General features: G+C 63.0%; 17 protein-coding genes. 6 read left to right on the top strand and 11 right to left on the bottom strand.

The features are described 5' to 3' along the window. Positions 1 to 70: 70 nt before the first annotated feature. Complete coding sequence (locus ACSQ22_RS05710; protein WP_436129717.1) at positions 71 to 415, top strand: PepSY domain-containing protein; 345 nt, start codon at positions 71 to 73, stop codon at positions 413 to 415. Between the two features lie 120 nt (positions 416 to 535). Here the strand turns inward: ACSQ22_RS05710 and ACSQ22_RS05705 are convergent, their stop codons facing one another. From ACSQ22_RS05705 to ACSQ22_RS05660, 10 genes are all read right to left on the bottom strand, one after another. Then, positions 536 to 1501: a porin gene (locus tag ACSQ22_RS05705; RefSeq protein WP_055399553.1), complete on the bottom strand. Its 966-nt coding sequence runs from the start codon at positions 1499 to 1501 to the stop codon at positions 536 to 538. Between the two features lie 482 nt (positions 1502 to 1983). Continuing rightward, positions 1984 to 3192 carry an NAD(P)/FAD-dependent oxidoreductase gene (locus ACSQ22_RS05700; protein ID WP_436129716.1) on the bottom strand — a complete coding sequence of 403 codons (1209 nt, stop codon included), beginning with the start codon at positions 3190 to 3192 and terminating at the stop codon, positions 1984 to 1986. A gap of 5 nt (positions 3193 to 3197) precedes the next feature. Further along, positions 3198 to 3614, bottom strand: coding sequence for a sugar 3,4-ketoisomerase (locus ACSQ22_RS05695; protein ID WP_436129715.1), 417 nt, complete (start codon positions 3612 to 3614; stop codon positions 3198 to 3200). Continuing rightward, the gene (locus ACSQ22_RS05690) at positions 3611 to 4447 is read right to left on the bottom strand and encodes a glycosyltransferase family 2 protein (RefSeq protein WP_176886518.1); all 837 of its coding nucleotides are present in this window, start codon (positions 4445 to 4447) and stop codon (positions 3611 to 3613) included. Before ACSQ22_RS05690 ends, ACSQ22_RS05695 begins: the two co-directional genes overlap by 4 nt. Positions 4448 to 4626: 179 nt before the next feature. Then, positions 4627 to 6813: a TonB-dependent siderophore receptor gene (locus tag ACSQ22_RS05685; protein WP_436129714.1), complete on the bottom strand. Its 2187-nt coding sequence runs from the start codon at positions 6811 to 6813 to the stop codon at positions 4627 to 4629. Positions 6814 to 6938: 125 nt separating this feature from the next. Continuing rightward, positions 6939 to 9074, bottom strand: a complete 2136-nt coding sequence (locus ACSQ22_RS05680; protein WP_436129713.1) for a TonB-dependent siderophore receptor — start codon at positions 9072 to 9074, stop codon at positions 6939 to 6941. A gap of 163 nt (positions 9075 to 9237) precedes the next feature. Beyond that, on the bottom strand, positions 9238 to 9975 hold the full coding sequence (locus tag ACSQ22_RS05675) for a TonB-dependent receptor (RefSeq protein WP_436129712.1): 738 nt from the start codon (positions 9973 to 9975) through the stop codon (positions 9238 to 9240). 187 nt (positions 9976 to 10162) lie between these two features. Then, complete coding sequence (locus ACSQ22_RS05670; protein ID WP_436129711.1) at positions 10163 to 12385, bottom strand: TonB-dependent receptor; 2223 nt, start codon at positions 12383 to 12385, stop codon at positions 10163 to 10165. A gap of 25 nt (positions 12386 to 12410) precedes the next feature. Beyond that, positions 12411 to 12671, bottom strand: a complete 261-nt coding sequence (locus ACSQ22_RS05665) for a hypothetical protein (RefSeq protein WP_436129710.1) — start codon at positions 12669 to 12671, stop codon at positions 12411 to 12413. After that, positions 12668 to 13897, bottom strand: a complete 1230-nt coding sequence (locus tag ACSQ22_RS05660; protein WP_436129709.1) for a PepSY-associated TM helix domain-containing protein — start codon at positions 13895 to 13897, stop codon at positions 12668 to 12670. The genes ACSQ22_RS05665 and ACSQ22_RS05660 overlap by 4 nt, the downstream gene beginning before the upstream one ends. Before the next feature lie 418 nt (positions 13898 to 14315). Between ACSQ22_RS05660 and ACSQ22_RS05655 the strand changes: the two genes are divergently transcribed. From ACSQ22_RS05655 to ACSQ22_RS05635, 5 genes are all read left to right on the top strand, one after another. Continuing rightward, positions 14316 to 14909, top strand: coding sequence for a nucleotidyltransferase family protein (locus tag ACSQ22_RS05655; RefSeq protein WP_436129708.1), 594 nt, complete (start codon positions 14316 to 14318; stop codon positions 14907 to 14909). A 165-nt stretch (positions 14910 to 15074) separates the two neighbouring features. Further along, entirely contained in the window at positions 15075 to 15566 is a 492-nt protein-coding gene (locus tag ACSQ22_RS05650; protein WP_436129707.1) for a GNAT family N-acetyltransferase, read from the top strand. Between the two features lie 178 nt (positions 15567 to 15744). Then, positions 15745 to 16170, top strand: a complete 426-nt coding sequence (locus ACSQ22_RS05645) for a DUF3806 domain-containing protein (RefSeq protein WP_436129706.1) — start codon at positions 15745 to 15747, stop codon at positions 16168 to 16170. A 576-nt stretch (positions 16171 to 16746) separates the two neighbouring features. After that, the gene (locus tag ACSQ22_RS05640; RefSeq protein WP_436129705.1) at positions 16747 to 17214 is read left to right on the top strand and encodes a hypothetical protein; all 468 of its coding nucleotides are present in this window, start codon (positions 16747 to 16749) and stop codon (positions 17212 to 17214) included. Between the two features lie 20 nt (positions 17215 to 17234). Beyond that, positions 17235 to 17807 carry a GNAT family N-acetyltransferase gene (locus tag ACSQ22_RS05635; protein WP_228899533.1) on the top strand — a complete coding sequence of 191 codons (573 nt, stop codon included), beginning with the start codon at positions 17235 to 17237 and terminating at the stop codon, positions 17805 to 17807. On the opposite strand, the gene ACSQ22_RS05630 is transcribed toward ACSQ22_RS05635, so the two are convergent. After that, complete coding sequence (locus ACSQ22_RS05630) at positions 17759 to 19891, bottom strand: TonB-dependent siderophore receptor (protein ID WP_436129704.1); 2133 nt, start codon at positions 19889 to 19891, stop codon at positions 17759 to 17761. The two genes, ACSQ22_RS05635 and ACSQ22_RS05630, sit on opposite strands and share 49 nt — an antisense overlap. Positions 19892 to 19904 lie beyond the last annotated feature (13 nt).

The raw sequence follows: 19904 nt of genomic DNA, 5'->3' as shown, positions 1-19904 counted from the left end.
TCAATTGAGTTAAGCAAAAATTAATCTGGCATGGCTAGCATGAAACCATCATTCCATTGGAGGCCTGTCGATGAACCATGCTGTGAGAAACGTCGCTGCGAGTGCGGTGGGAGCCTTGGCCTTGGCTGTGTCCGCGCAGGCGGCGGAGGCCGGCAAGCCGCCTGTCCAGTCGGCGGGGCCATCCAGTTTCAGCCGCGAGCGCACTGAAGATGTGTGTACGCGGGAGCCGCGAAGCCAGTGGTTGCCTGAGGCGGAAATGCGCCTGCTGGCGGAGTTTCGCGGCTACAAAATCGCCACATTCAAAATCGCCAATGGCAGTTGCTACGAGATATACGGATTCAAGAGTGGCAATATGGTCGAGGCCTATTTCGACCCTGTCACGTCGAAAGTCGTGCGGCAGAATATTGCCAAATAAAATCGCTGCCAAAAGGCTGGGTGCTGTGGCGTAAAAAAACCCCGCACTCCAAAGAAGTGCGGGGGTAAATAGCTGTATGTCTGCCCTCCCACCAGTTAGGGCAGCAGCGGGATCAGGCCATCAGAAGTTGTGGCGCACACCCATCGCGAAGGAGCTGAAGTCGTTGCCCGCAGTGGCCACGCCGTAGCTGGCGTTGTGGTTGTTGTTGATGCGGGTGTAGTACGTGTAGATCTTGGTGCGCTTGCTCAGGTTGTAGTTGTAGCCCACGGTGTACTGGGTGGCGGCGCTGTCGGCCACGTTGGAGTACTTGCCGGCACGGCCCACGTTCAGGTGGAATTCCGACACGCCCATGATGTAGGCACCCGACAGGCGCACGTTGGTGCGGTTGCCGCCGTTGGCGAAGAACACGTTCTTGTCGCGCTGCACGTAGGCGCCCACCACGAAGGGGCCGGTCGAGTACGAAGCACGCACCGCGAACTGGTTCTGGTCGTCCAGCTTGGAGTAACCGGCGCCTAGGCCCAGCTTGCCGATCTCGTAGTTGGCAGCCAGGTCGAGGCTGTTCTTGCCGCCGGTGCCGCTGGCTTGCTCATGCATGGCCCAGCCGGCTTCGAACGTGGCGCCGCCCAGGCTGGGGGCGCGATAGGCGATCTTGTTTGCGTCGCGGGCAGGGTAGGCGTACAGCGCATCCGACGACGAACCGGTGTCGTGGTTGTGGTTGCTGATGAAGTCAGCGGTGGCGTAGTAGGACTCCGAAGTGAAGTTGCCCAGACGCAGCATGCCGAAGCCACCGGCAAGGTTCACTTCGCTCTGGCGGCCGAAGAAGGTGGAGCTTGTGGCGCCGGTGCTGGAGTCAAAGCCGCTTTCCAGCTGGAAGCCTGCCATCAAACCGCCGCCCAGGTCTTCCTGGCCCTTGAAGCCGAAGCGGGAGGAGTTGTTGAACAGGCCGGTCTTGGACACATTGCCTTCTTTTTGGTGCTCGAACGTGGTGTTGACCCGGCCGTACAGGGTGACGCTGCTCTGTGCAAAGGCAGCAGACGTACCCACCAGGGCCAGCGCGGCGAGGGCGCAGCGGTTAATCGTTTTCATTAGCAAGGTTTCCTTAAATCAAATTTTGTTTGATGACAAATAATCACCGGCCAAAAACGCACAGGGGTGATGCTTTCGGGCCGTCGCTACAAGCAAGTTTGATGCCTGTGGTGATGTGATCGTTGCACTTTGCAACGGAGGGGGATGCTAATGGCCTATTTGTATGTCCGCCACAGGGGTAAACACCTTTTACCCGTGGGGGTGTTGGTGCTGTGCAACAAAGTGGAACATTTTTCCTGCAGCGCCCCGGCTGGGCTCTCGGGCGCATCGCCGATGCCGATGGTGCAGGCCCGTCCGGGCGAGCACCGATGCGGCGCACGAGGCTCTTCTGTGGCCGCACGCCCTACACGCGGCGTGTGGGTGGTGTAAGCCTGGTCGCGTGCAGCTCCGACGATCAAGTCGTAACAGGCTTCAGAGACTTCGGGCCCAATCAAATGCTCGGATGGATATGGTGCCCATCAGGAGCGATATTTTTGAGGCGGCTAGATAATCGCTTCTACCAGGGCGCGGGCCATGGCGGGTGCTGTTGAGTATTTGCCGGTGTCGACGGATATATAGTTTCCGAGTCTTTGAATGCCATATTCCGAACGGGAGTGCAATGTGGAATCTCGGTCCGAAAGCACACCTTGCCCGACAGCAAAGACCCATCCGCCTTGAATGGTGGAGCGCTCCGCTTGCTCGCGAATTTGTGCTACCCACGGTAACAAGGATTGGAGATGGTCGAAAATGGAGTTTGGCAAGTTCTCCAAGTTCTGGGCAGTCAAATAAGGCTCCGGTGGTGAAATATCGGAGCTGTCCACGCGCAAGCCATCGGAATACCAGGAGAGATAAAAATCCCGCCCATTGTAATTTTTGATGTCTCCGAAGGGGCCGGTGGCAATGACCACGCAAGGCGTATGAACCGGTTCTTTGGTGCGCAAGAACAGTGACTGGCGGTATCTGTGTGACCAAACTCCCGTGGGCTCCAGCCCAGCAGTCCGGTCTATGGCCAATCGGCCTTGCCACAGCGAGTTGATGACGTAGTCGAATGGTCCAAAGATGCCTTCGGAAGTTTCAATTTCCCACGTGCCGTCGATCCCATCTTTTGCGGGGCGCACCGCCGTGATGCGGGTTTTCATAAACTGCTGGATCGATGCTTCTGCGTCCATCGCAGGTATGAATCGTTCAGCCACCCAATTGGTGTCAACGGATCTCTCAGGAGTCCGAAAGCCCGCAACAATATCTGTCGATGATGTCAACCCAGCCAGTTCGGAAGTGCTCAGCGGGTGAACCCGACTGCCAGACACATCTGCCAAGTATTGCGCCGCATCTGGGTGATTGCGTACACGCTCGACGACCTTCTCCATGTACGTCTTCATTTCTGCCGCAGATGTCACGGATTTGCGGTGACACAGGTACAGATCATCTTCGGAAGTGATTGCTGGAGCGAGGGATGTGCCGACCAATTCCTCGATCAAGGGGCGAAATTTGAGCCCGCCGGGAATGACACGGTCCGCAGTGCTCAGGGACGGATCTGCGCTGTAGAGGCAGCCTAAGTGGATTTTCCCTTCATTCCATCGGCTCGCTGCGCTGAATGGTTGCTCTGCCATATCGAAGACAGATACTTCGATTCCTTTGCGGGCCAGAAATATCGCAGTCGAACAGCCCATGATTCCGGCGCCAAGGATGGCAATTCGGGGAGTCTTTCGCATTTATATCAGTTCCAGGTGGATATATATGACTCTGGATCATACGGTTCGCTGGCCAATACCAATAGTACGGAATTCGAGACGAGGTAAGTCTGGCGGCACCACACGCCTGCGCCCAAAAGGAGGCCTGGCCCCGCTGGGGTGAGCGCCGTAGTGGCTTCTTCGTACCCCTTTCTGAACAAAAGGTCGATTTTCCCTTGCAGGCAAACGAGCAGTTGTTCCCCACTGCGGTGGCCATGCTCCCCCCGGATGGAGCCAGCGGGAACGCCTGTTACGGTGAATACGCGGCGTGGCATGAACGGGAGGCTGTCGAAGTCCAGCGGTAGCAGGTTGCCACGCTCGTCTGAATGAATGGGGAGATCAACCAGGCGAGCGCGCCCTCCAAACCAGCTCGAACAGGATGCCGGGTCGGTGGTATTTATCACTTGCCCTCGCCGAGTCGATCAGGATTATTGTGGTAGAGCCATCTTGCCAAGGGACTGGCAAGCGTGAGCTTTTGCTCAGTGGTAAGGCCTGAAATCCATATTTCGCGCATTATGGCCGCGTAAACTTCATAGATCTGGTGTTTGGAAAACTGCCAGCTTCTCGATAAGCTTCCAGGCTTGTAATACTTGTAGCACAGGGTTTTGGGAACCCGTGCGAATTCTCCCAAAAGGCTCATATGGAACAGCCATGGCCAGTCTGCCGAAAATTCTCCCGCATGGTGGGTTTTGAGGCCGTTGATTTGCCGAGCTTGACCAAGGCGGAATAACCCTCGGTTGGGCACCCACCATTTATTTTTTCCACTCATCATGAGAACACCCCGCTGAACCGGATCACGAACGCCTTCAAGTTCGGTGAATACCCAGTGTTCTTCCGTTCCGTTGGTGTTTGTGAGGTGAACGTCCGAATAACTCATGACGACCTCTGGCCGTGCGTCAAGCACTTCTGCCAGCAGCGTGATGTAGTCAGGGTTCAGGATGTCATCATGAAATGCAAAAAGTACGTAATCAGCTTCGGCCTGATTGAGCAAAAAGTTGCAGTTGCCCACATACCCTAGCCGCTGCGATTGGCGGATTACTCGGAAACGAGCATCTTTCTGAGCATGGGCGATGCAAATCTCATAGGTCGAATCATTGCACTCATCGACAGAGACGATGACTTCCAGGTGTGGGTAAGTCTGGGCTGAGAGAGAGTCGAGGGTTGCTTGAATGAACGCCGAAGACTGCCACGCCGGAACCAGCGCGGCCACTTTGGAGGGCTTTGAATGGGGTTGCATGGGTTGGGTGAAGTGAACGCCAACGCCCAGTGTAGTGGGACTGAACAGGTGGGCGGTGCGGTAACCCGCCCACCTCCACTTCACGCCTGCTGTGTGCATGAATGCCGAGGCAGAGTGGGGGCTAAGTTGGGGCACCCCACGGCGTACTCTCAGTGCGCTTGGGGCGCCCCTTCCAGTCGTCAGAACCGGTACGTCGAAGTCAGCGTGTACGTCCGCGCCTGCCCATAGAAACAATCCCCTCGCGCCAGGCACTGCGTGATGTGCACCTTGTCCGCCAGGTTCACCACGTTGAAGGCCACGCGCCAGTCGCCTACGTCATACGCCACCATGGCGTCGGCCAGCGTGGCGGCCGGGGTGCTGATGGCGCTGGTGCCGCTCCACTGCGAGCCGGTGTAGCGCACGCCAGCGCCCACCGTCCAGCCACCACGGCCTTCGCTGGCGAAGCGGTGGCTCAACCAGGCGGATGCGGTGTGGCGCGGGGTGCTGGCAACGGGCTGGCCCTGGTCGCCGGTGTTGCTGCGGCTGATCTTGGCGTCGGTAAAGGCGTAGCCGACCGTGAAGTCCCAGTTGCGCGCCAGGCTGGCCTGCACTTCGGCCTCAAAACCTTTGACCTTGACCTCGCCGATCTGAAGGCTGTTGAGCGGGTTGCCCGGGTCGGTGGTCTTGCGGTTCTTTTCGCGCAGCTGGTAGACGGCGGCGAAGGCGTTGATGCCCTGGCCAGGCGGCTGCCATTTCACACCGGCCTCCCACTGCTCGCCGCGCTGGGGCTTGAAGGGGGTGCCGTAGGCATTGGCGCCGCCCAGCGGCTGGAAGGACTCGGAGTAGCCCGCATACGGTGCCCACCCGCCATCCATCTGGTAGGTGACGCCCGCGCGTTTGCTCCAGGCCTTGTCGTCGGCTGCAGCGGCGGGTCGGCCTTCGGTGTCGCTCTTGGCGTTGTCGTGGCGCAGGCCCAGCGTGGCGGTCCAGCGGCCCCACTTGATCTGGTCCTGGGCGTAGAAGCCCAGCTGGCGCTGCTCGACGCTGGGCACGCGTGCCAGGGCCGATGCCGACGGCGCCGTGAAGTTGCCGTACACGGGGTTGTACACATCGATGGCCGGTGCCACGGCGCGCCAGCTTTGCTGGCCCCAATGGTTGCGCTGCACATCGAGGCCACCCAGCACGGTGTGCTCGGTTTCACCCCAGCGCAGCTTGCCTTCGACCTGCGTATCTACCAGCAGCATGCGCGCGTTGCCCAGCGTCCACGAGGCGTCGCGCAGCACGGTGCGGTTGTCGGCGTTGAACACGGGGCGCGCGGGGCGGCCCAGTGCGGCATTGGCGGCAAAGCTGGTGTACAGCGTGCGGTAGTCCACGTCGCTCACACTGCGGCGCAGGTTCTGGCGCACAGTCCAGGCGCTGTCGATCTGGTGGCTGAACAGGTAGCCCCAGGAGGTGCTTTCGGAGTTGTAGCGGTCCCAGCCGGGTTCGCTGATGAAGGTGTTGGTCGGGATCTGCCCGTAGCGGTTGGGCAGCTGCGTGCCCTGCCAGGGGAAGAAGCCGATGAGCGAACCGCTCTTGTCCTTCTGGTGCGTGAGCTGCAGCGTGAGCGAGGTGGCGGCGCTGGGCTTCCAGGTGACGGTGGGGGCGATCACTAAGCGGTCGTCGCGCACATGGTCCACCTGCGTGTCGCTGTCGCGGCCCACGGCCACCAGGCGGTAGAGCCATTCGCCATCCTGCGTGAGCTTGCCGGTCATGTCGGCGGCGAGCTGCTTGCGTGCGTTGCTGCCCAGCTGCACTTGCACTTCGCGCTGCGTTTCGGCTTGCGGGCGCTTGCTGGTGAGGTTGAGCACACCGCCCACGCTGCCCTGGCCATACAGCACCGACGAGGGGCCGCGCAGGAACTCGACACGCTCCAGCGTGTAGGGGTCGGGCCGGGTGTCGTTCCAGTAGCCGATGAAGCGCACCATGCCATCGAGGTACTGCGTCACGTCACCGCCGCGCGCCTTGAAGGTGTCCTGGCGGCTGTCGAAATAGTTGGACACGGCGCCTGCCGTGTACGCCGTCACCTGGCGCAGCGTCTGCACGCCCTGGGCCTCCATCTGGTCGCGGGTGATCACGCTGATGGCCTGCGGGGTTTCGATGAGCGGGGTGTCGGTCTTGGTGGCGCTCAGGGCGCGCTTGGCCACAAAGCCGGTGACCGGCGCGGTGGGGCTTTCCTGCTCGGCGCCCGCACTCACGGTGACGGGGGCCAGGGCTTTCTCTGCAGCGGGCGCCGTGGGAGCGGTGGGGGCTGTGGGTGTGGCCTGCTGCGCATGGGCGGCGCCGCACAGGGCGAGCAGGGCCGCGTGCGCGATGGCGGTGCGGCAAACGGTGATGCCAGATTGCATGGTGCTGTTTCTCCGATGGTTGAAAAAAGGGGGCGGGCCCGAAGGCCAGGCACGGCGCCTGGAGTGCCAGGAGCGCTTGGCTTTCGGGGCTGGCGATGGGACAGGCGCAGCCTTGGCGCCGGTCTTCAGAACGTGTAGTCCAGCGACACCTGAAGGCTGCGTGGCGTGCCGGGCACCACGGCGCCAAAACCGGCGGCGGTGGTGGTGCCGTCGATGTAGTAGCGGCGATTGCCCGCGTTCTTCAGGTTGGCCTGCAGCCGCACGCCACCCGCAAATTGGTAGCCCACGGCCAGGTCGACCACGGTGTAGCCTGGCAGGCGCCACCTGTTGTCGTTGGCCGTGAACTTGTCGCCCTGGTGCACCAGGCCACCACCCACCCACAGGCCGGGCAGTTGCGGCAGGCGGTACTGTGTCCACAGCGATGCGTTGCGGCGCGTGGCCCGCTCGACGCGGTTGCCCACGTTGGCACCGGCCGTGGTGTCGGCCAGCACCTTGGGGTCGTGGAAGCTGGCGTTGGCCGTCACCGTCCAGCCGGGCGTGATGCGGCCCTGCAGCTCCAGCTCGATGCCCTTGATGCGCTGGCGTGCGGTGAGCACCGAGTAGCCGGGGTGCGCCGGGTCGGTGGCGGGGGCGTTGGTCAGTTCCAGGTCAAACGCCGACACGGTGGTCATCAGGCGTTGGTTCAGCCATTCTTGCTTCCAGCCCACCTCCAGCTGCTTGCCCTCCGAGGGCGGGGCCGACTGCGCGCCCCACACCAGCGTGCCCGAGTTGGCCTGGAACGAGCGCGCATGGCTCGCGTAGAGCATGCTGCCCGGGCGGGGCTCCCAGCTGATCGCCGCGCTCGGCTGTGTCTTGCTCACGTCGGTGACGGGCGTGGTGTAGGCGTCTTTGAAGCGGTCGTGGCGCAGGCCCAGCAACAGGCCGAACTCGCCCAGCACCATCCGGTCTTGCACAAACACACCGGTGTTGCGGGCGTCGGAGGAGAGCTTGCCCACGCCGGTGGAGGCCACGGGTGGCAACAGGCCTGTAACGGGGTTGTAGAGGTCGATAGCGCCTAGGTTGCCCGTGGTGCGCGCGCCGTAGAAGCCCGCAATGGCGCGCCAGTCCAGGCCCGCCAGCACCGTGTGCTTGACCGCGCCGGTTTGCAGCTGCGCGCGCAGTTCAGCCAGTGCGGTGTCCGACGTGTAATTTTGTCCCGGCGCCATCCAGTAGGTGCGCGGCACGCGGCCGTTGGTCACCGGGCCCATGGGCGACACGATGTTCACGTTGCGAAAGGTTTCGTTGTGCGACAGATGCACGCGGCCTTCCAGCTGGTCCGAAAAACGGTGCTGCAGCTCGGTGGAATAAAAGCGCAGATGGCCATCGGTTTTCAACCAGGGCTCGCCGTAGAACGCGCCCACCGGCAGCACATCCGCGCTGCGTGGATTCTTGGGGTCGGGCACGGCCAAACCGGAGGTCGAAGTGCCGTCGATGCTTTGGGTCTCGGCCTGCGCGCGCCAGACGGTGTCGGGCGTGATCTGCCACTCCAGGCTGCCCGCAATGCCTTGCTTGCGCGGGGTGTTGCCATCCACAAAACTGCCGCCCTGGCTGGCGCCGCCGTCCAGGCGGTAGCGCAGCGTGCCATCGGTGGTGAGCGGGCCGGTCAGGTCGAAGTCGGCGCTGCGCCAGCCATAGCTGCCTGCACCGATCTTCACGGTGCGCAGTGGGTCGGCCTGGGGGCGCTTGCTCACGTAGTTGACGAGGCCGCCCGGTGCGACCTGGCCAAACTCCAGCGCGGCCGGGCCTTTGATGACTTCCACACGCTCGATGTTGAACAGCGGTGGGTCCAGCAGGTGGATGAACTTGGCGCCGTCGCGCAGGAAGTTGTAGGTGTTGTTGGCCCACAGCCCCCGGATGGAGAACTGCGAGTACGAGCCGTAGTACTCGCTGCGCGACGACACGCCCGAGGCATTGCGCAGCACATCGCGCTCGGTGGTGGCCATTTGCTGCTCCAGCAACGCGTTGTCGATCACGCTGACCGAGCGCGGCGTTTCCAGCACCGACAGGCCCAGGCGCGAGCTGCTTTGCGCGCGCCGTGCGGGCGTGGCGGCTTCGCCTGCCGTGGAGTCGATGACATCGACCTGGCGCAAGGAGGGGGCGGCTGCTGGAGCGTCGGAGGGTATAGGTGCGGGTGCTGTGCTGTTCTGCGCGAACGCGGTGCCGCACACAGCCAGCAGTGCGGCTTGCGCCACCGCGGTGCGCAAGAGATTGGGGTGAATCATGGCGCTATCGAAGTAATAGCTGTCGGCGCTTTTACGTAAAGCGCTACAGCCCATTTTTAGTGATATGAATGCCAGCCGCCCGAGCGTGCCAAGGCAGTACCACGCGCCCCGAGAGGGCGGTGGTTTGTGCGGCTAGCAAATCGGCGGTGGCGGCAGCCGGGGCTCAGTGGGCCTTGGGCGGCTCGGGCAGGGCAGGCGACGCCATGCCGTCGGCCAGCACAAAGGTGAGCGTGGTCACGTAGCTGGCTTCGCCGTACTTCTCGCCTTGCACTTCGCCGGGGGTCTTGTCGCTGTGCTTGACCTCGGCCACGTACTGGCCCTTCCAGGGGGTGACGAAGGTCACCGTGCCGTCTTCACCGGCCTCGGCCTCGCGCGTCCAGCCCGACGGGGCGGCCAGCTGCACCTTGGCCTTGGGCAGCGGCGCACCCTTGTAGACCACCTTCAGCTCGCCGGGCTTGCCGGTGGGCACCAGGTCCAGCGGCGCGGTGGGTGCCACGGGCTTGGCCAGGCTGGCCACCCAGCGGGCCGAGGGCTGCCAGATCATGGCCGGCAGGTTGCGCTTGCTGCGGTCGATCAGCGGGTAGCTGGCGGCGGCGAACAGCGTGTCGGGCGTTCCCGTGGTGGCGTAGACAAAAGCGTCTTTGGCGAGCTGGCCTTCCACGCGCTGGGCGGCGGCACCTGCGCGTTGTTGTTCCAGTGCAGGCACACCCTTGAACTGGTCCAGCCGGCCGGGCGAGGTCTCGCGCAGGTTCTCGTTGAACTCGCCAAAGTGCAGGCGCGCCTGACCTCCAGCGTTTTCGAGCCAGACCTGGTGGGCTTGGGCGGAGTTCACCGCGGTGAGGGCGCCGCAGGCCAGCAGGGCGGACAGCAGCGGGGCTTGGAGGCGTTGGTTCGAGGACATGGACGTTTTCCTTTCGGTGGTTTAGTGACAGCAAAAAACAGCGGAGCGCAGTGCTCCACACCCCCGGCGCTACGGGGGAAAAATACTCATTTTTTGATAGCTGCCTGCGCTTGTTGGATAAGCGCTGGGTGGCTTTTTTGACCCTGAAATGGATCTTGGCAGTGCCTGTGTGGCGCGGGTTGCCGCTTTAGAAGTCCACGCTCACGCTCAGCGACAAGGTGCGCGGCGCACCCACCACCAGGTAGCCCGAGCCGGGGTAGCCGCCGACTGAGGCCCAGTAGTTGCGGTTGGTCAGGTTGTCGATGCGGGCGCGCAGCGTAACGAGCTTGCCTTGCACTTCCGTCATATAGCGGGCACCCACGTCGAGCCGGTTCCAGCCGGGCACGCGCAGGGTGTTGGTGGCGTTGGCATAACTGGCGCCGGTGTGCACCCAGCGGCCGTCCACGGCCAGGCCCGGCACGCCGGGCACGTCCCATTCCGCCCCCAGGTTGGCTTGCAGCTTGGGCACACCGATGACGCGCTGGCCGTCGGTGGCGGCAGCGCCGGTGGTCAGCTGCTTGGCATCCAGCCACGTTAGGCCGCCCAGCAGGCGCAGGCCCTGGGTGGCCTCGCCTTGCACGGCCAGCTCGATGCCCTGGTGGCGGTCCTTGCCGCTGGTGCTGAAGAGGTTGGCCGTGTTCAAAAACGCACGCGGCTTGGTGGTGGAGAACAGCGCCACGCTGCCGCCCACGCGGCCGGCGTCAAACTTGATGCCCACTTCCTTTTGTTTGGAGACATAGGGCGCCAGCATCTCGCCCCGGTTGGTCGCCGTGCTGGGCGCGGTCTGGCCCTGACTCAGGCCTTCCACATAGTTGGCATACACCGACAGGCCCTTGTTGACCTTGTAGACAGCCGCCAGCAGCGGGCTGGTGCGGCTCTGGTCGTAGCGGTCGGTCTGCAGCGCGGTGCCGTAGTCGTAATTGGCGATCTCCATCTTCTGGTGGCGCAAGCCCACGGTGAAGAGCAGGCGGTTGTCCATGAAAGCCATCGTGTCGCTCAGCGCAACGCTGGACAGGCGCGTGCTGCCGGTGCGCAGGGGATTGGCCAGGTCGCCGCCAAACAGGGTGTTGGCGCTGAAGCCGGGCAGGTTGGTGGCTATGGGGTTGTAAAGATTGGTGGCGTGCGTGTTGCGCCAATCCATGGCGTAGGCGTTCTTCTTTTCGAAGTCGTAGTGCGACGCCACCGCCACCCATTCATGCCCCACGCTGCCGGTCTGCAGCTTGCCACGCAGGCCCAGCTCGCCGGTGTTCACGCTGTCCTTGCGGGTGTTGTCAAAGCGGTAGGTGGAGGCGGCGCCGCTGGCGGCGTTGGTCACCGTGAGGTTGGCCAGTGAATTGGCTTCTTCGCCACGGCGCGCACCCGCCGCAGCCCAGGCCGTGGTGCTGGGAGACAGGTCCCACTCGCCACGCAGCGTGCCGAACACATCGCGTTCGTTGGAGTAGCTCCAGGGCTGGGCAAAGTTGGTCTGGTTGTCGGGCACGTTCGGCACCGTGGTCACAGCGCTGCCCAGCGTGACGTTGGTGCGGGTGTTCTTGAGCTTGTGGTCCTGCCAGCCGACGTCGCCCGACAGGCGCACGTCACGGCTGCGCCAGTCCAGGCCCACGGCCAGCAGGCCGAGCTGCACGTCTTCGTGGTCCACCGCCGTACCGCCATTGCGGGCAGCAGCATTCACGCGGATGCCCGTATTGCCATCGGGCCCAAAGCGCCGGGCAATGTCGGCCGCCACCTGCGTCTGGCCGCCGCTGGCCACGCCAAAGGTCACGCGGTTCAAAGGCTCGTTGGGCGCGCGCTTGGGCAGCAGGTTGATGCTGCCGCCTAGACCGCCGCCGTTGGGGCTGGCGCCGTTCAAAAAGGCCGATGCGCCGCGCAGCACCTCCACACGCTCGAACAGTTCGGTGGCAATGTATTGGCGCGGCAGCAGGCTGTACAGGCCGTTGTAGGCCGTGTCGTCCGAATCGAGGATGAACCCCCGGATGAAGAACGCCTCCTGAAAATTGCCAAAGCCACGTGCCACGCGCACCGTGGGGTCGTTCTGCAGCACATCGCCCACGCTGCGGGCATGGCGGTCCTGGATCAGTTCGTTGGTGTAGCTGGTGATGGAAAACGGCGTGTCCATCGCGTCCTTGGTGCCCAGGATGCCCGCACGGCCTCCACGGGCCACCTGGCCGCCGGGGTAAGCGGGCGACAGGCCTTGCGCCGATGCGTCGGCGCTGGCGTTCACGGTGACGGTGGACAGGGTTTTGCCGTCGGGCTCGGTGCCGCTGGTCGTCGCTTGCGCCCAAGCGGCAGGCGCGCCCAGTGTGAAGAGCAGGGCGGCGGCCAGTGCGGCTGGGGTCAGGGCAGGGCGGCGAGGGGAATGGGAATTGCGCATGGCGTGGTGAAGGTGCGGGGAATGTTCAGAGTGGCGTGGCGTTGGCGTTGGTGCCCGCTTCGTCGGCATCGGTGTGGGGTTTGTCATGGGCGCGTTGCGCAGTGGCCCTTGGCGTGGTGCGCGGCCAGCAGGTCCAGCCCATCACCGCCACCGGAATGCCCAGACCCACCCACGACCACCAGTCGCCCCAGGTGTCAGACACCAGTGCCGTGATGAGGCCGGTGGTGGTCAGCACACCCATCACGAGGGGCCAGCCCCACAGCGACCAGAAAGGGCTCGCCTTCATGCGCGGCCCTCCGTGCTTGGCAGCGCGCCGCCAGTGCGTGCGGCAGCCGTTGGCGGCAGGCCGGTGTGGCTGTGCACGGTGGCTGCCGCCGTGGCGGTGCTGGTACTGGCGTTGCTGGCGCTGCCCGCCTGCGCACCTTTGCGCAACCACAGGTACAACCCGCTGCCCAGCACCACGATGGTGGCAATGTCGAGCAGCGCCCAGAGGATCTTCATCGGCATGCCGCCGTAGTCGCCAAAGTGCAGCGGCTGCGAGACCAGCAGCGCCGTCAGGTACCACGGCAGCTGGGGCGCTGCTGTGACCTGCGCCGTGCGCGCATCCACCAGCACGGGCTTGAGCAGGCGCGAGGTGAGCGGCTCGTTGCCACGCAGAAAAAACGTGTTGTGATGCGGGCTGGAGAACGCTGTGCCCGGGAACGCAATAAACGACAGCTTGGTGCCCGGCGCCTGGGCCTGCGCCACCTCCAGCGCTTGCTGCAGCGGGCCACGCTCTGCGGCGGGCACGATGGGCTGGCCCTCATAGGGCTTGAGCAGCACCGACAGCTGGTCGTACTGCCAGTACTTGATGAGCAGATCGGCCCACGTGTTGATCATGCCCGTGCCGCCCACCACAAACGCCCACACCAGCGTGACGATGCCCAGCAGGTTGTGCAGGTCCAGCCACTTCACGCGGGTCGAGCGATCACGCCGCACCTCGCCAAACGCGAGCTTGCGCATGAACGGCGCATACAGCACCACCCCCGTGACGATGGCCACCAGCAGCAGCAAGCCCATGAAGCCCAGAAACAACTTGCCCGGCAGCCCTGCAAACAGGTCCACATGCAGCTTGAACATCACGTACATGAAGCCCTCGTCAAACCGTGGCTGCGCCAGCACCTGGCCCGTGCGCGCATCGACCGCCACGGAGCGGAAATCGTCCGTGGGCGCCGGTGTGGGCGTGAGCGTGACGAACCACACGTTGTCATCGTCCTCCGCGTGCGACGCGAACTGCACCACACGATCCGGGTGCAGCGCCTGCGCAGTGGCCAGCACCTTGTCGAGGCTGGCGCGCGGCGTGTTGGCGGGCATCGCAGGCGCCTCCACCTCCGTGCCCAGCAGGTGGCCAATTTCGTGGTGAAAGATCAGCGGCAGGCCCGTGAGGCACAGCAGCAGCATGAAGACGGTGCACACCAGGCTGGACCACTTGTGGGTCCAGCTCCAGCGGCGCAGGGCGGTGGGGCTCAGCATGGTGTGGAGGTGGGGCGGCAGGGGCTGGGCTGGCGCACACCCGCATCGCCGGCACCCAGAGCGGGGGCGGGCATGGCGGCAGCAGGAAGGGTGCAGAGGAAGGAGTGGTTCAAGCCAGACAACCCGAAAACATCGAAGGACGGTGGGTGCTGGCTGCAGCCTTAGAGCAGGTCTAAAGGGGAGGCTGTGGCTTGCGGAAACTGAATTTTACATTGCAAATGGGAATTGTTTGTATTTGTGGTGATGTTGTGATTCAGGCGGTTGCGAAAACCGCAAGTAGATGGTGCAGAAAAGTGATTCGAGAGGCTGGATGAACCCTCTGCAGAGCTGGCGGTCGGTGGCCTCTGCGCAAGGGCTAAAGTGCTACGTTCTGCCAGAACCATGCACCAGAAATTTCCGCCTAATTTCCTGTGAAGCTATGCACCGAAACGAAACTTCACGACCGGAGCTTGAACGGCGGCTTGTGGCCATGGTGCGCTCTTCAAGCCACTTGATCGCAGCGCTGTTGGCGGTCCGTTCTCTTGGATTGGACTCTTGGTGCATTGGCGCTGGCGCCGTGCGGTCTCTGGTGTGGGATGCTCTCCATGGCTTTGAAACCCCCTCGGTGCTTGAGGACGTCGATGTCGTCCACTTTGACCGCAAAGCTCTCGGCCCGGAGCAAGATGCATATCTCGAAAACCGCCTCCGCGCGATCATGCCGACGGTGCAGTGGGAAGTCACCAACCAAGCCACGGTGCATCAATGGTTCGCCAGCAACCTGGGGCAGGTGGTGCATCCTCTTGGGTCCCTCGAAGAAGGCGTGGCAACCTGGCCAGAGTTCGCGACCTGTGTTGGTGTCTACCTGACCGATGACGAATCGATAGGTGTTGTTGCCCCCCACGGGCTAGACGATCTGTTTGCGCTTCGTGTGCGGCACAACCCGATCAGAGCGTGTTTCACCGTCTACCGGCAACGTGTGAAATCGAAGCGGTTTAGCGAACGATGGCCGCTGCTTTCGATAGACGCATGTTGAAGCTGAGCCCCAAAGTTGGCCCAAGCACACAGCTTGGCTGCAGCCCAAGCTGGATGCCGTTTTCAAGATGGTGCCATGTCAAAATATTCCGATCCGTCGAGCTTGTCTCGCAAGTTCTGCGGGATACGGCGAGCTAGCCGTCACAACGAGCACTGGAGGCCCAACTTGGACCTGATCGTCCGTCAAGCACTTGCAGGCGATGCTCCTGCCGCACGCCAATGCGTCGTAGAGGCCTTCAGCCCTTGTATCGCTAGGATCGGCAGGCCTCCAGCGCCGATGCTGCTCGACTTCAACGCACACACCCAGGACGGTCATGTCTGGGTCGCGCAGTACGAGAACGCGATCGTCGGCGCGCTCGTTCAGTACGAAACAACAGAGGGCTTCTACATCGACGCAGTAGCCACCTTCCCTCATCTGCGCGGCCACGGGGTCGGCAGGGAGTTGCTCAAGTTTGCAGAGCACGAGGCGCTGCGTCGCGGCTTCGACAGCTTGTACCTGTGCACGAATTCCAAGATGGTTGAGAACCAGGCCCTCTACACGAAGATCGGCTACGTCGAGTACGAGCGCAAGCATATGACGGGCTACGACAGAATCTTCTACCGAAAAGCACTTCAAGCTTCCAAAGGGAGGCCCCCGGCTGGGCCGGGGAAAGTTTGACTTTTCAGGGGGGTGTCCACCGTAGAGACTTTCGATCGTGAGCCGCCAAGCAAACGAAAGAACGCACACGGTGGACAGGGATGAAAGCGGTTCACATATCGAATGCGCTCGGCTTCGCCGGGGAATGGTTCCCTAAGTGCCGCCGGACACATTTTTACTGCCACAGGTGAGTAAGCAGATGATTGAAGCCCCGACTCCGGACGACTTGCAACAGATTGCTCTGTCCCTGGTTCATGCCCGGCAAGCTATCGTGGATGTTCTTCATGCTGAACTCGATGGATCAAAGCGCAACCTTGACCTGATTCAACGAGCGCTCGACTCCGGCGTTATTGATGCAGAGGCGGAATACACTATTCACGCCCTTGGCATTGCCTTTGGAAAAGTCTTCGTTAACGCCGAGCCAGACTACGACTGGTGGATGATTGACGATGAATATGGTCGAGACCCGGCCGTACGGTATCTGCAGTCAAGCTTGACTTTTCATCCGCAGGACATGCTCATTAAACGGATTGAGCGGGGCGAGAAGGTGGACGTCACAGAACTCTATGAAGGTTTGCGTTCTCAACTTCAAGAAATCATCGAGGGTGGTGTGGACTGTGCCTGACAAGCTCGACAAGCTTGATTGCCATGGGCGCCCCCTCCAACAACGGCTGCGTCGACGAGACTCCATACTTCCCATCGCGGCACTTGGTGCCGTACCCTGCAACTACGCGCATCGCTCGGGGCGGGGACGCCACTCTCATTCGTTAAGTAGCACCAAGCCAGTCCTAGCGCATATCAATGTCGAAACCACGCTTGCTCCTCGTTATTTGGCTAGGTCTCTCTGTGTGCGCTGGAGTTTTCCTGTGGCAAGGGCATCCCGAAGGTCTGCTCCGTTGGCTGCTTCTCGCAATGTTTGCTCCACCGGCCTACCTCCTGCTCAGCGCGGCCGGGGATCTACTAGGGTTTGTCTACTCCCGTTTGCCAGGTCTCCGCCACGCTAATGAGTTTGTTGAGCAAAAAACCAAGCAGCGGTCGATCTCGGGGCTTCGCGTACTGTGGTACCTCATTTCTACGCTTGTTGCCGTTGCATTCGTAGCTGCAGTCGCATGTGTCGTCCGCGCGCATTCCTAAGCAAAAAGCGAATTTCGCAAAATAATCCATCGGTCTGGTCACGCCTCTCATCTCCTTTCAACAAACCTTGAATCGCATGGGTTGCATCATTCATTTCGTGGGCCGCGAGGCTGATGTGGAAAGCCTCGTCGCGCTGAGTCCGGTTGAACCGTGCAACATTTGGCGGCGAGGTGTGCCGCGCAGTTCCCGGCCGAATAGTCGGCCTGCAGTGACTTCTGGGCTGACCTTGGTGGTGAGTGACGCTGAGTTTGAAGACCTGGAGCAGCAACAGGCCGATGCAATCCAGTTTCTCCGTGCCCATTCAAGCATCTTGAAGAACATGAGCGAAGTCGCAGGCGTGGAGCACGCGACTTTGGACTTTGGGATCGCTATGCGCGATGTGGTCGTACAGTCTGACCATTTTCCCGCCGACCTGATTGCGGCGCTGGCGGTCGCTGGCTGCGGCATGGAGTTAACTCAGTTTCCGACGGGACGCAAGGCGAAGAACCTCAAACGCTATCGCAAGGCGCTGCGTTCCGGTCAGCTTCGACGTTAAACCTCTGCAGTTCCTGCCCCATGCTTGCCTCCGGTCGTTTCGAGCTCCGCCCCTTCGCTGAATCCGATCTCCCCTCCTTCGTCGAGGCCGTTCTGGAGTCCACTGCCACCGTCGGGAAGTGGATGCCCTGGGCCCATCCCAATTACTCAACCGCCGATGCTGCGTCCTGGTTTGCGCATTGCGAGGCCGAGTGGGAGCGCGGTTCCAGCTACGAGTTCGGCATTTTCGACGCCGGGTCCAATACCCTTGTGGGCGGCTGCGGCCTCAATCAATTCAACCTAGTCAACGGCTTCTGCAACCTGGGCTACTGGGTCCGCCAGTCCTGGCAGCGCCAAGGCGCAGCGCTCGCCGCCGTTCAGGCACTCAGTCAGTTCGCCTTTGCAGAGCTCAAGCTGAGCCGCGTTGAAATCGTCGTGGCCCAGCACAACACACCCAGTCTCAGCCTGGCCGAGCGGTCGGGCGCAGTGCGGGAGTGCCTCGCGCGGAATCGGCTCAAGGTGCATGGCATCTTCACCGATGCCTATGTCTTTTCCCTCGTCCCGCCTCAATACCGCGCCTTGAGCGCCACCGTCACACGCCGGGGCTCGCCATAAAAGTTCTGGCGCGAAATGCCTGACACCTTCTCGTAGTAGGTCTTGTCCAGCAGGTTGTCCACCGACAGGTTCAGAGACAGGTGGTCGTTGATCTGGTAGCCCACCTGGGCGTTGAACACTGCGTAGCCCGGTGCGTTGATGCGCAACGCACCGCTTTGCGCAAAGAACTCGCTGCGGTAGGTCATTCCGCCGCCCACGCTGAAGCCGCGCAGCGCCGGGCTGGTGAAGGCATAGCGGGTGAACAGGTTCACGCTGTGGCGCGGCGTGACGGGGCTGAACACCTGGCCCTGCTGCGCCACGGGGGCCTGGAGGTAGCGGGTGTCGTTGTAGGCGTAGCCCGCCACGATGTCCCAGCCGGGCTGGGGCTGGCCGCTGATCTCGGTTTCGAAGCCTTGCGCGCGCACCTTGCCGCCGGCGATGTAGGCGTTTGCCACCACCGGGTCGGCGATGGCGCGGTTCTCGTCAATGATGCGAAACAGCGCTGCATGGGCCTGCAGGCGCTTGTGCAAAAACTCGCCCTTCACGCCCAGCTCCACCTGCTTGCCTGTGCGTGGGGCAAGCAATTGCTTGGCCGCGTTGAGCTGGCTTTGCACCACGAAGGTCTCTGCATAGCTGGCGTAGCCGGTGTACTGCGGGTGGAAGTCCCACATCAGAGCCAGCGACGGCACGAACTGGCGGCCAGGGTCTGCCGATGCGGTGACTGCGCCCGTGCTGGTGCTGCGCGTCACCACCTCCGCCCACGACAGACGCCCGCCTGCCAGCAGCTTGACCGTGTCGGTCAGGCCGATCTGCGCCTGCCCGTACAGCGCGTTCTCGCGGCGCGTGACGATCGAGGTGAAGCCCGGTAGCCGGATGTCTGGGTAGGCCAGGTCGTAGTGGGGCTGCAGCAGGTTGAACGGCACGCTGGGGCCGTAGGCGTAGTTGCCGTCCCAGCTCTTGCCCTCGTTATGGCTCGCGCCCACCAGCAGCTTGTGGGTGCGGCCTGCCATCTGCACCGGTGTGGCCAGGAAGGCGTCGTAGTTGCGGGTGCGCACGTGAAAGTCGCCGTCCACGGTTTCCATGGTGAAGCTGCCGTCGGCGGCCAGGGCACTGTTGGCGCGGGCCGAGCGGTAGAACGCCGTGCGGTCGATGTCGCGCGCGGACAGGCGCACCAAGCCGCCCCCATCCAGCCGGTGCTCCAGCTCTGCGAAAACGTCGGTGGTCTCCAGGTCTTGGCGGTTGGCACGCAGGCCGGCAAAGGCACTGCGGGGCAGGTCGGCCGGGCGGCCATCGGCATAGGTGGGCAGGCCCTGGTCGATGGCGGCGCGCACGCGCTGCTGCGCCGCGCCCACCGACACGGTGGTGGAGGGGGCGATGTCCCATTCCAGCGTGCCGTAGCCCAGGCGCTTGTTGTTGAACAGGGTGTCTACAAAACTGTCTTTGTCTTCCACCACCGCGACGGCGCGCGCGCGGATCGTGCCTTCGGCATTGAGGCCGCCGCCCACGTCTACGGTGCCCCGGCGCAGGCCGAAGGAGCCCGCCGCCGCATCGGCGCCAATGGCCAGCTTGGCCGGGGCGCGCTTGCGCACCAGGTTCACGGTGCCGCCGGGCTCGCTCGCGCCCTGCAGCAGGCCGGCCGGGCCGCGCAGCACTTCGATGCGGTCATACATGGCCGTGTCGAGCGTGCTGTAGTTGCCCTGGGGGATCGGAACGCCATCGAGCTGGATGGAGCCCAGATCGAACCCGCGCGCCTGGAAGGTGTTGTAGTTGCCCGCACCATCAAAGCGCGTGACCGTCATGCCGGTGCTCAGCTTGATGGCGTCTTCCACCTTGGTCAGGTTGCGGTCATCCAGCTGCTGGCGCGTGACCACGCTGAGGGACTGCGGCGTCTCGCGCGGTGCCTGCTGGAGCTTGCCTACGCTGACTTCGCGGGCGGTGTACTGGCCCGAGCCTTCGGTCCCCGCGCTGTTGGCCTCGTCGGTCACCTTCACTTCGGGCAGCGCTGTCGTGGTGGGGTTGCCCGTGGTGGGACTGGAGCTGGTCTGTGCTTGCGCCGTTGCCACGGCGACCAGCAGGGCGGCAAAGGCCAGTGGGTGCATTTGCATGGTGCTTCTCCTC

This window comes from Acidovorax sp. LjRoot38, assembly GCF_964252975.1.
Classification (GTDB): Bacteria; Pseudomonadota; Gammaproteobacteria; order Burkholderiales; family Burkholderiaceae_C; genus Acidovorax; species Acidovorax facilis.
Note: the sequence above shows the minus strand (reverse complement) of the source record. Positions and strands in the feature narration are given on the sequence as shown.

Bases quoted from the DNA above. Each gene is read 5' to 3' on its own strand.
- ACSQ22_RS05670 (WP_436129711.1), bottom strand. From the start codon at position 12,385: ATGCGCAATTCCCATTCCCCTCGCCGCCCTGCCCTGACCCCAGCCGCA.
- ACSQ22_RS05710 (WP_436129717.1), top strand. From the start codon at position 71: ATGAACCATGCTGTGAGAAACGTCGCTGCGAGTGCGGTGGGAGCCTTG.
- ACSQ22_RS05655 (WP_436129708.1), top strand. From the start codon at position 14,316: ATGCACCGAAACGAAACTTCACGACCGGAGCTTGAACGGCGGCTTGTG.
- ACSQ22_RS05675 (WP_436129712.1), bottom strand. From the start codon at position 9,975: ATGTCCTCGAACCAACGCCTCCAAGCCCCGCTGCTGTCCGCCCTGCTG.
- ACSQ22_RS05690 (WP_176886518.1), bottom strand. From the start codon at position 4,447: ATGCAACCCCATTCAAAGCCCTCCAAAGTGGCCGCGCTGGTTCCGGCG.
- ACSQ22_RS05685 (WP_436129714.1), bottom strand. From the start codon at position 6,813: ATGCAATCTGGCATCACCGTTTGCCGCACCGCCATCGCGCACGCGGCC.
- ACSQ22_RS05635 (WP_228899533.1), top strand. From the start codon at position 17,235: ATGCTTGCCTCCGGTCGTTTCGAGCTCCGCCCCTTCGCTGAATCCGAT.
- ACSQ22_RS05645 (WP_436129706.1), top strand. From the start codon at position 15,745: ATGATTGAAGCCCCGACTCCGGACGACTTGCAACAGATTGCTCTGTCC.
- ACSQ22_RS05630 (WP_436129704.1), bottom strand. From the start codon at position 19,891: ATGCAAATGCACCCACTGGCCTTTGCCGCCCTGCTGGTCGCCGTGGCA.
- ACSQ22_RS05665 (WP_436129710.1), bottom strand. From the start codon at position 12,671: ATGAAGGCGAGCCCTTTCTGGTCGCTGTGGGGCTGGCCCCTCGTGATG.
- ACSQ22_RS05680 (WP_436129713.1), bottom strand. From the start codon at position 9,074: ATGATTCACCCCAATCTCTTGCGCACCGCGGTGGCGCAAGCCGCACTG.
- ACSQ22_RS05660 (WP_436129709.1), bottom strand. From the start codon at position 13,897: ATGCTGAGCCCCACCGCCCTGCGCCGCTGGAGCTGGACCCACAAGTGG.
- ACSQ22_RS05700 (WP_436129716.1), bottom strand. From the start codon at position 3,192: ATGCGAAAGACTCCCCGAATTGCCATCCTTGGCGCCGGAATCATGGGC.
- ACSQ22_RS05705 (WP_055399553.1), bottom strand. From the start codon at position 1,501: ATGAAAACGATTAACCGCTGCGCCCTCGCCGCGCTGGCCCTGGTGGGT.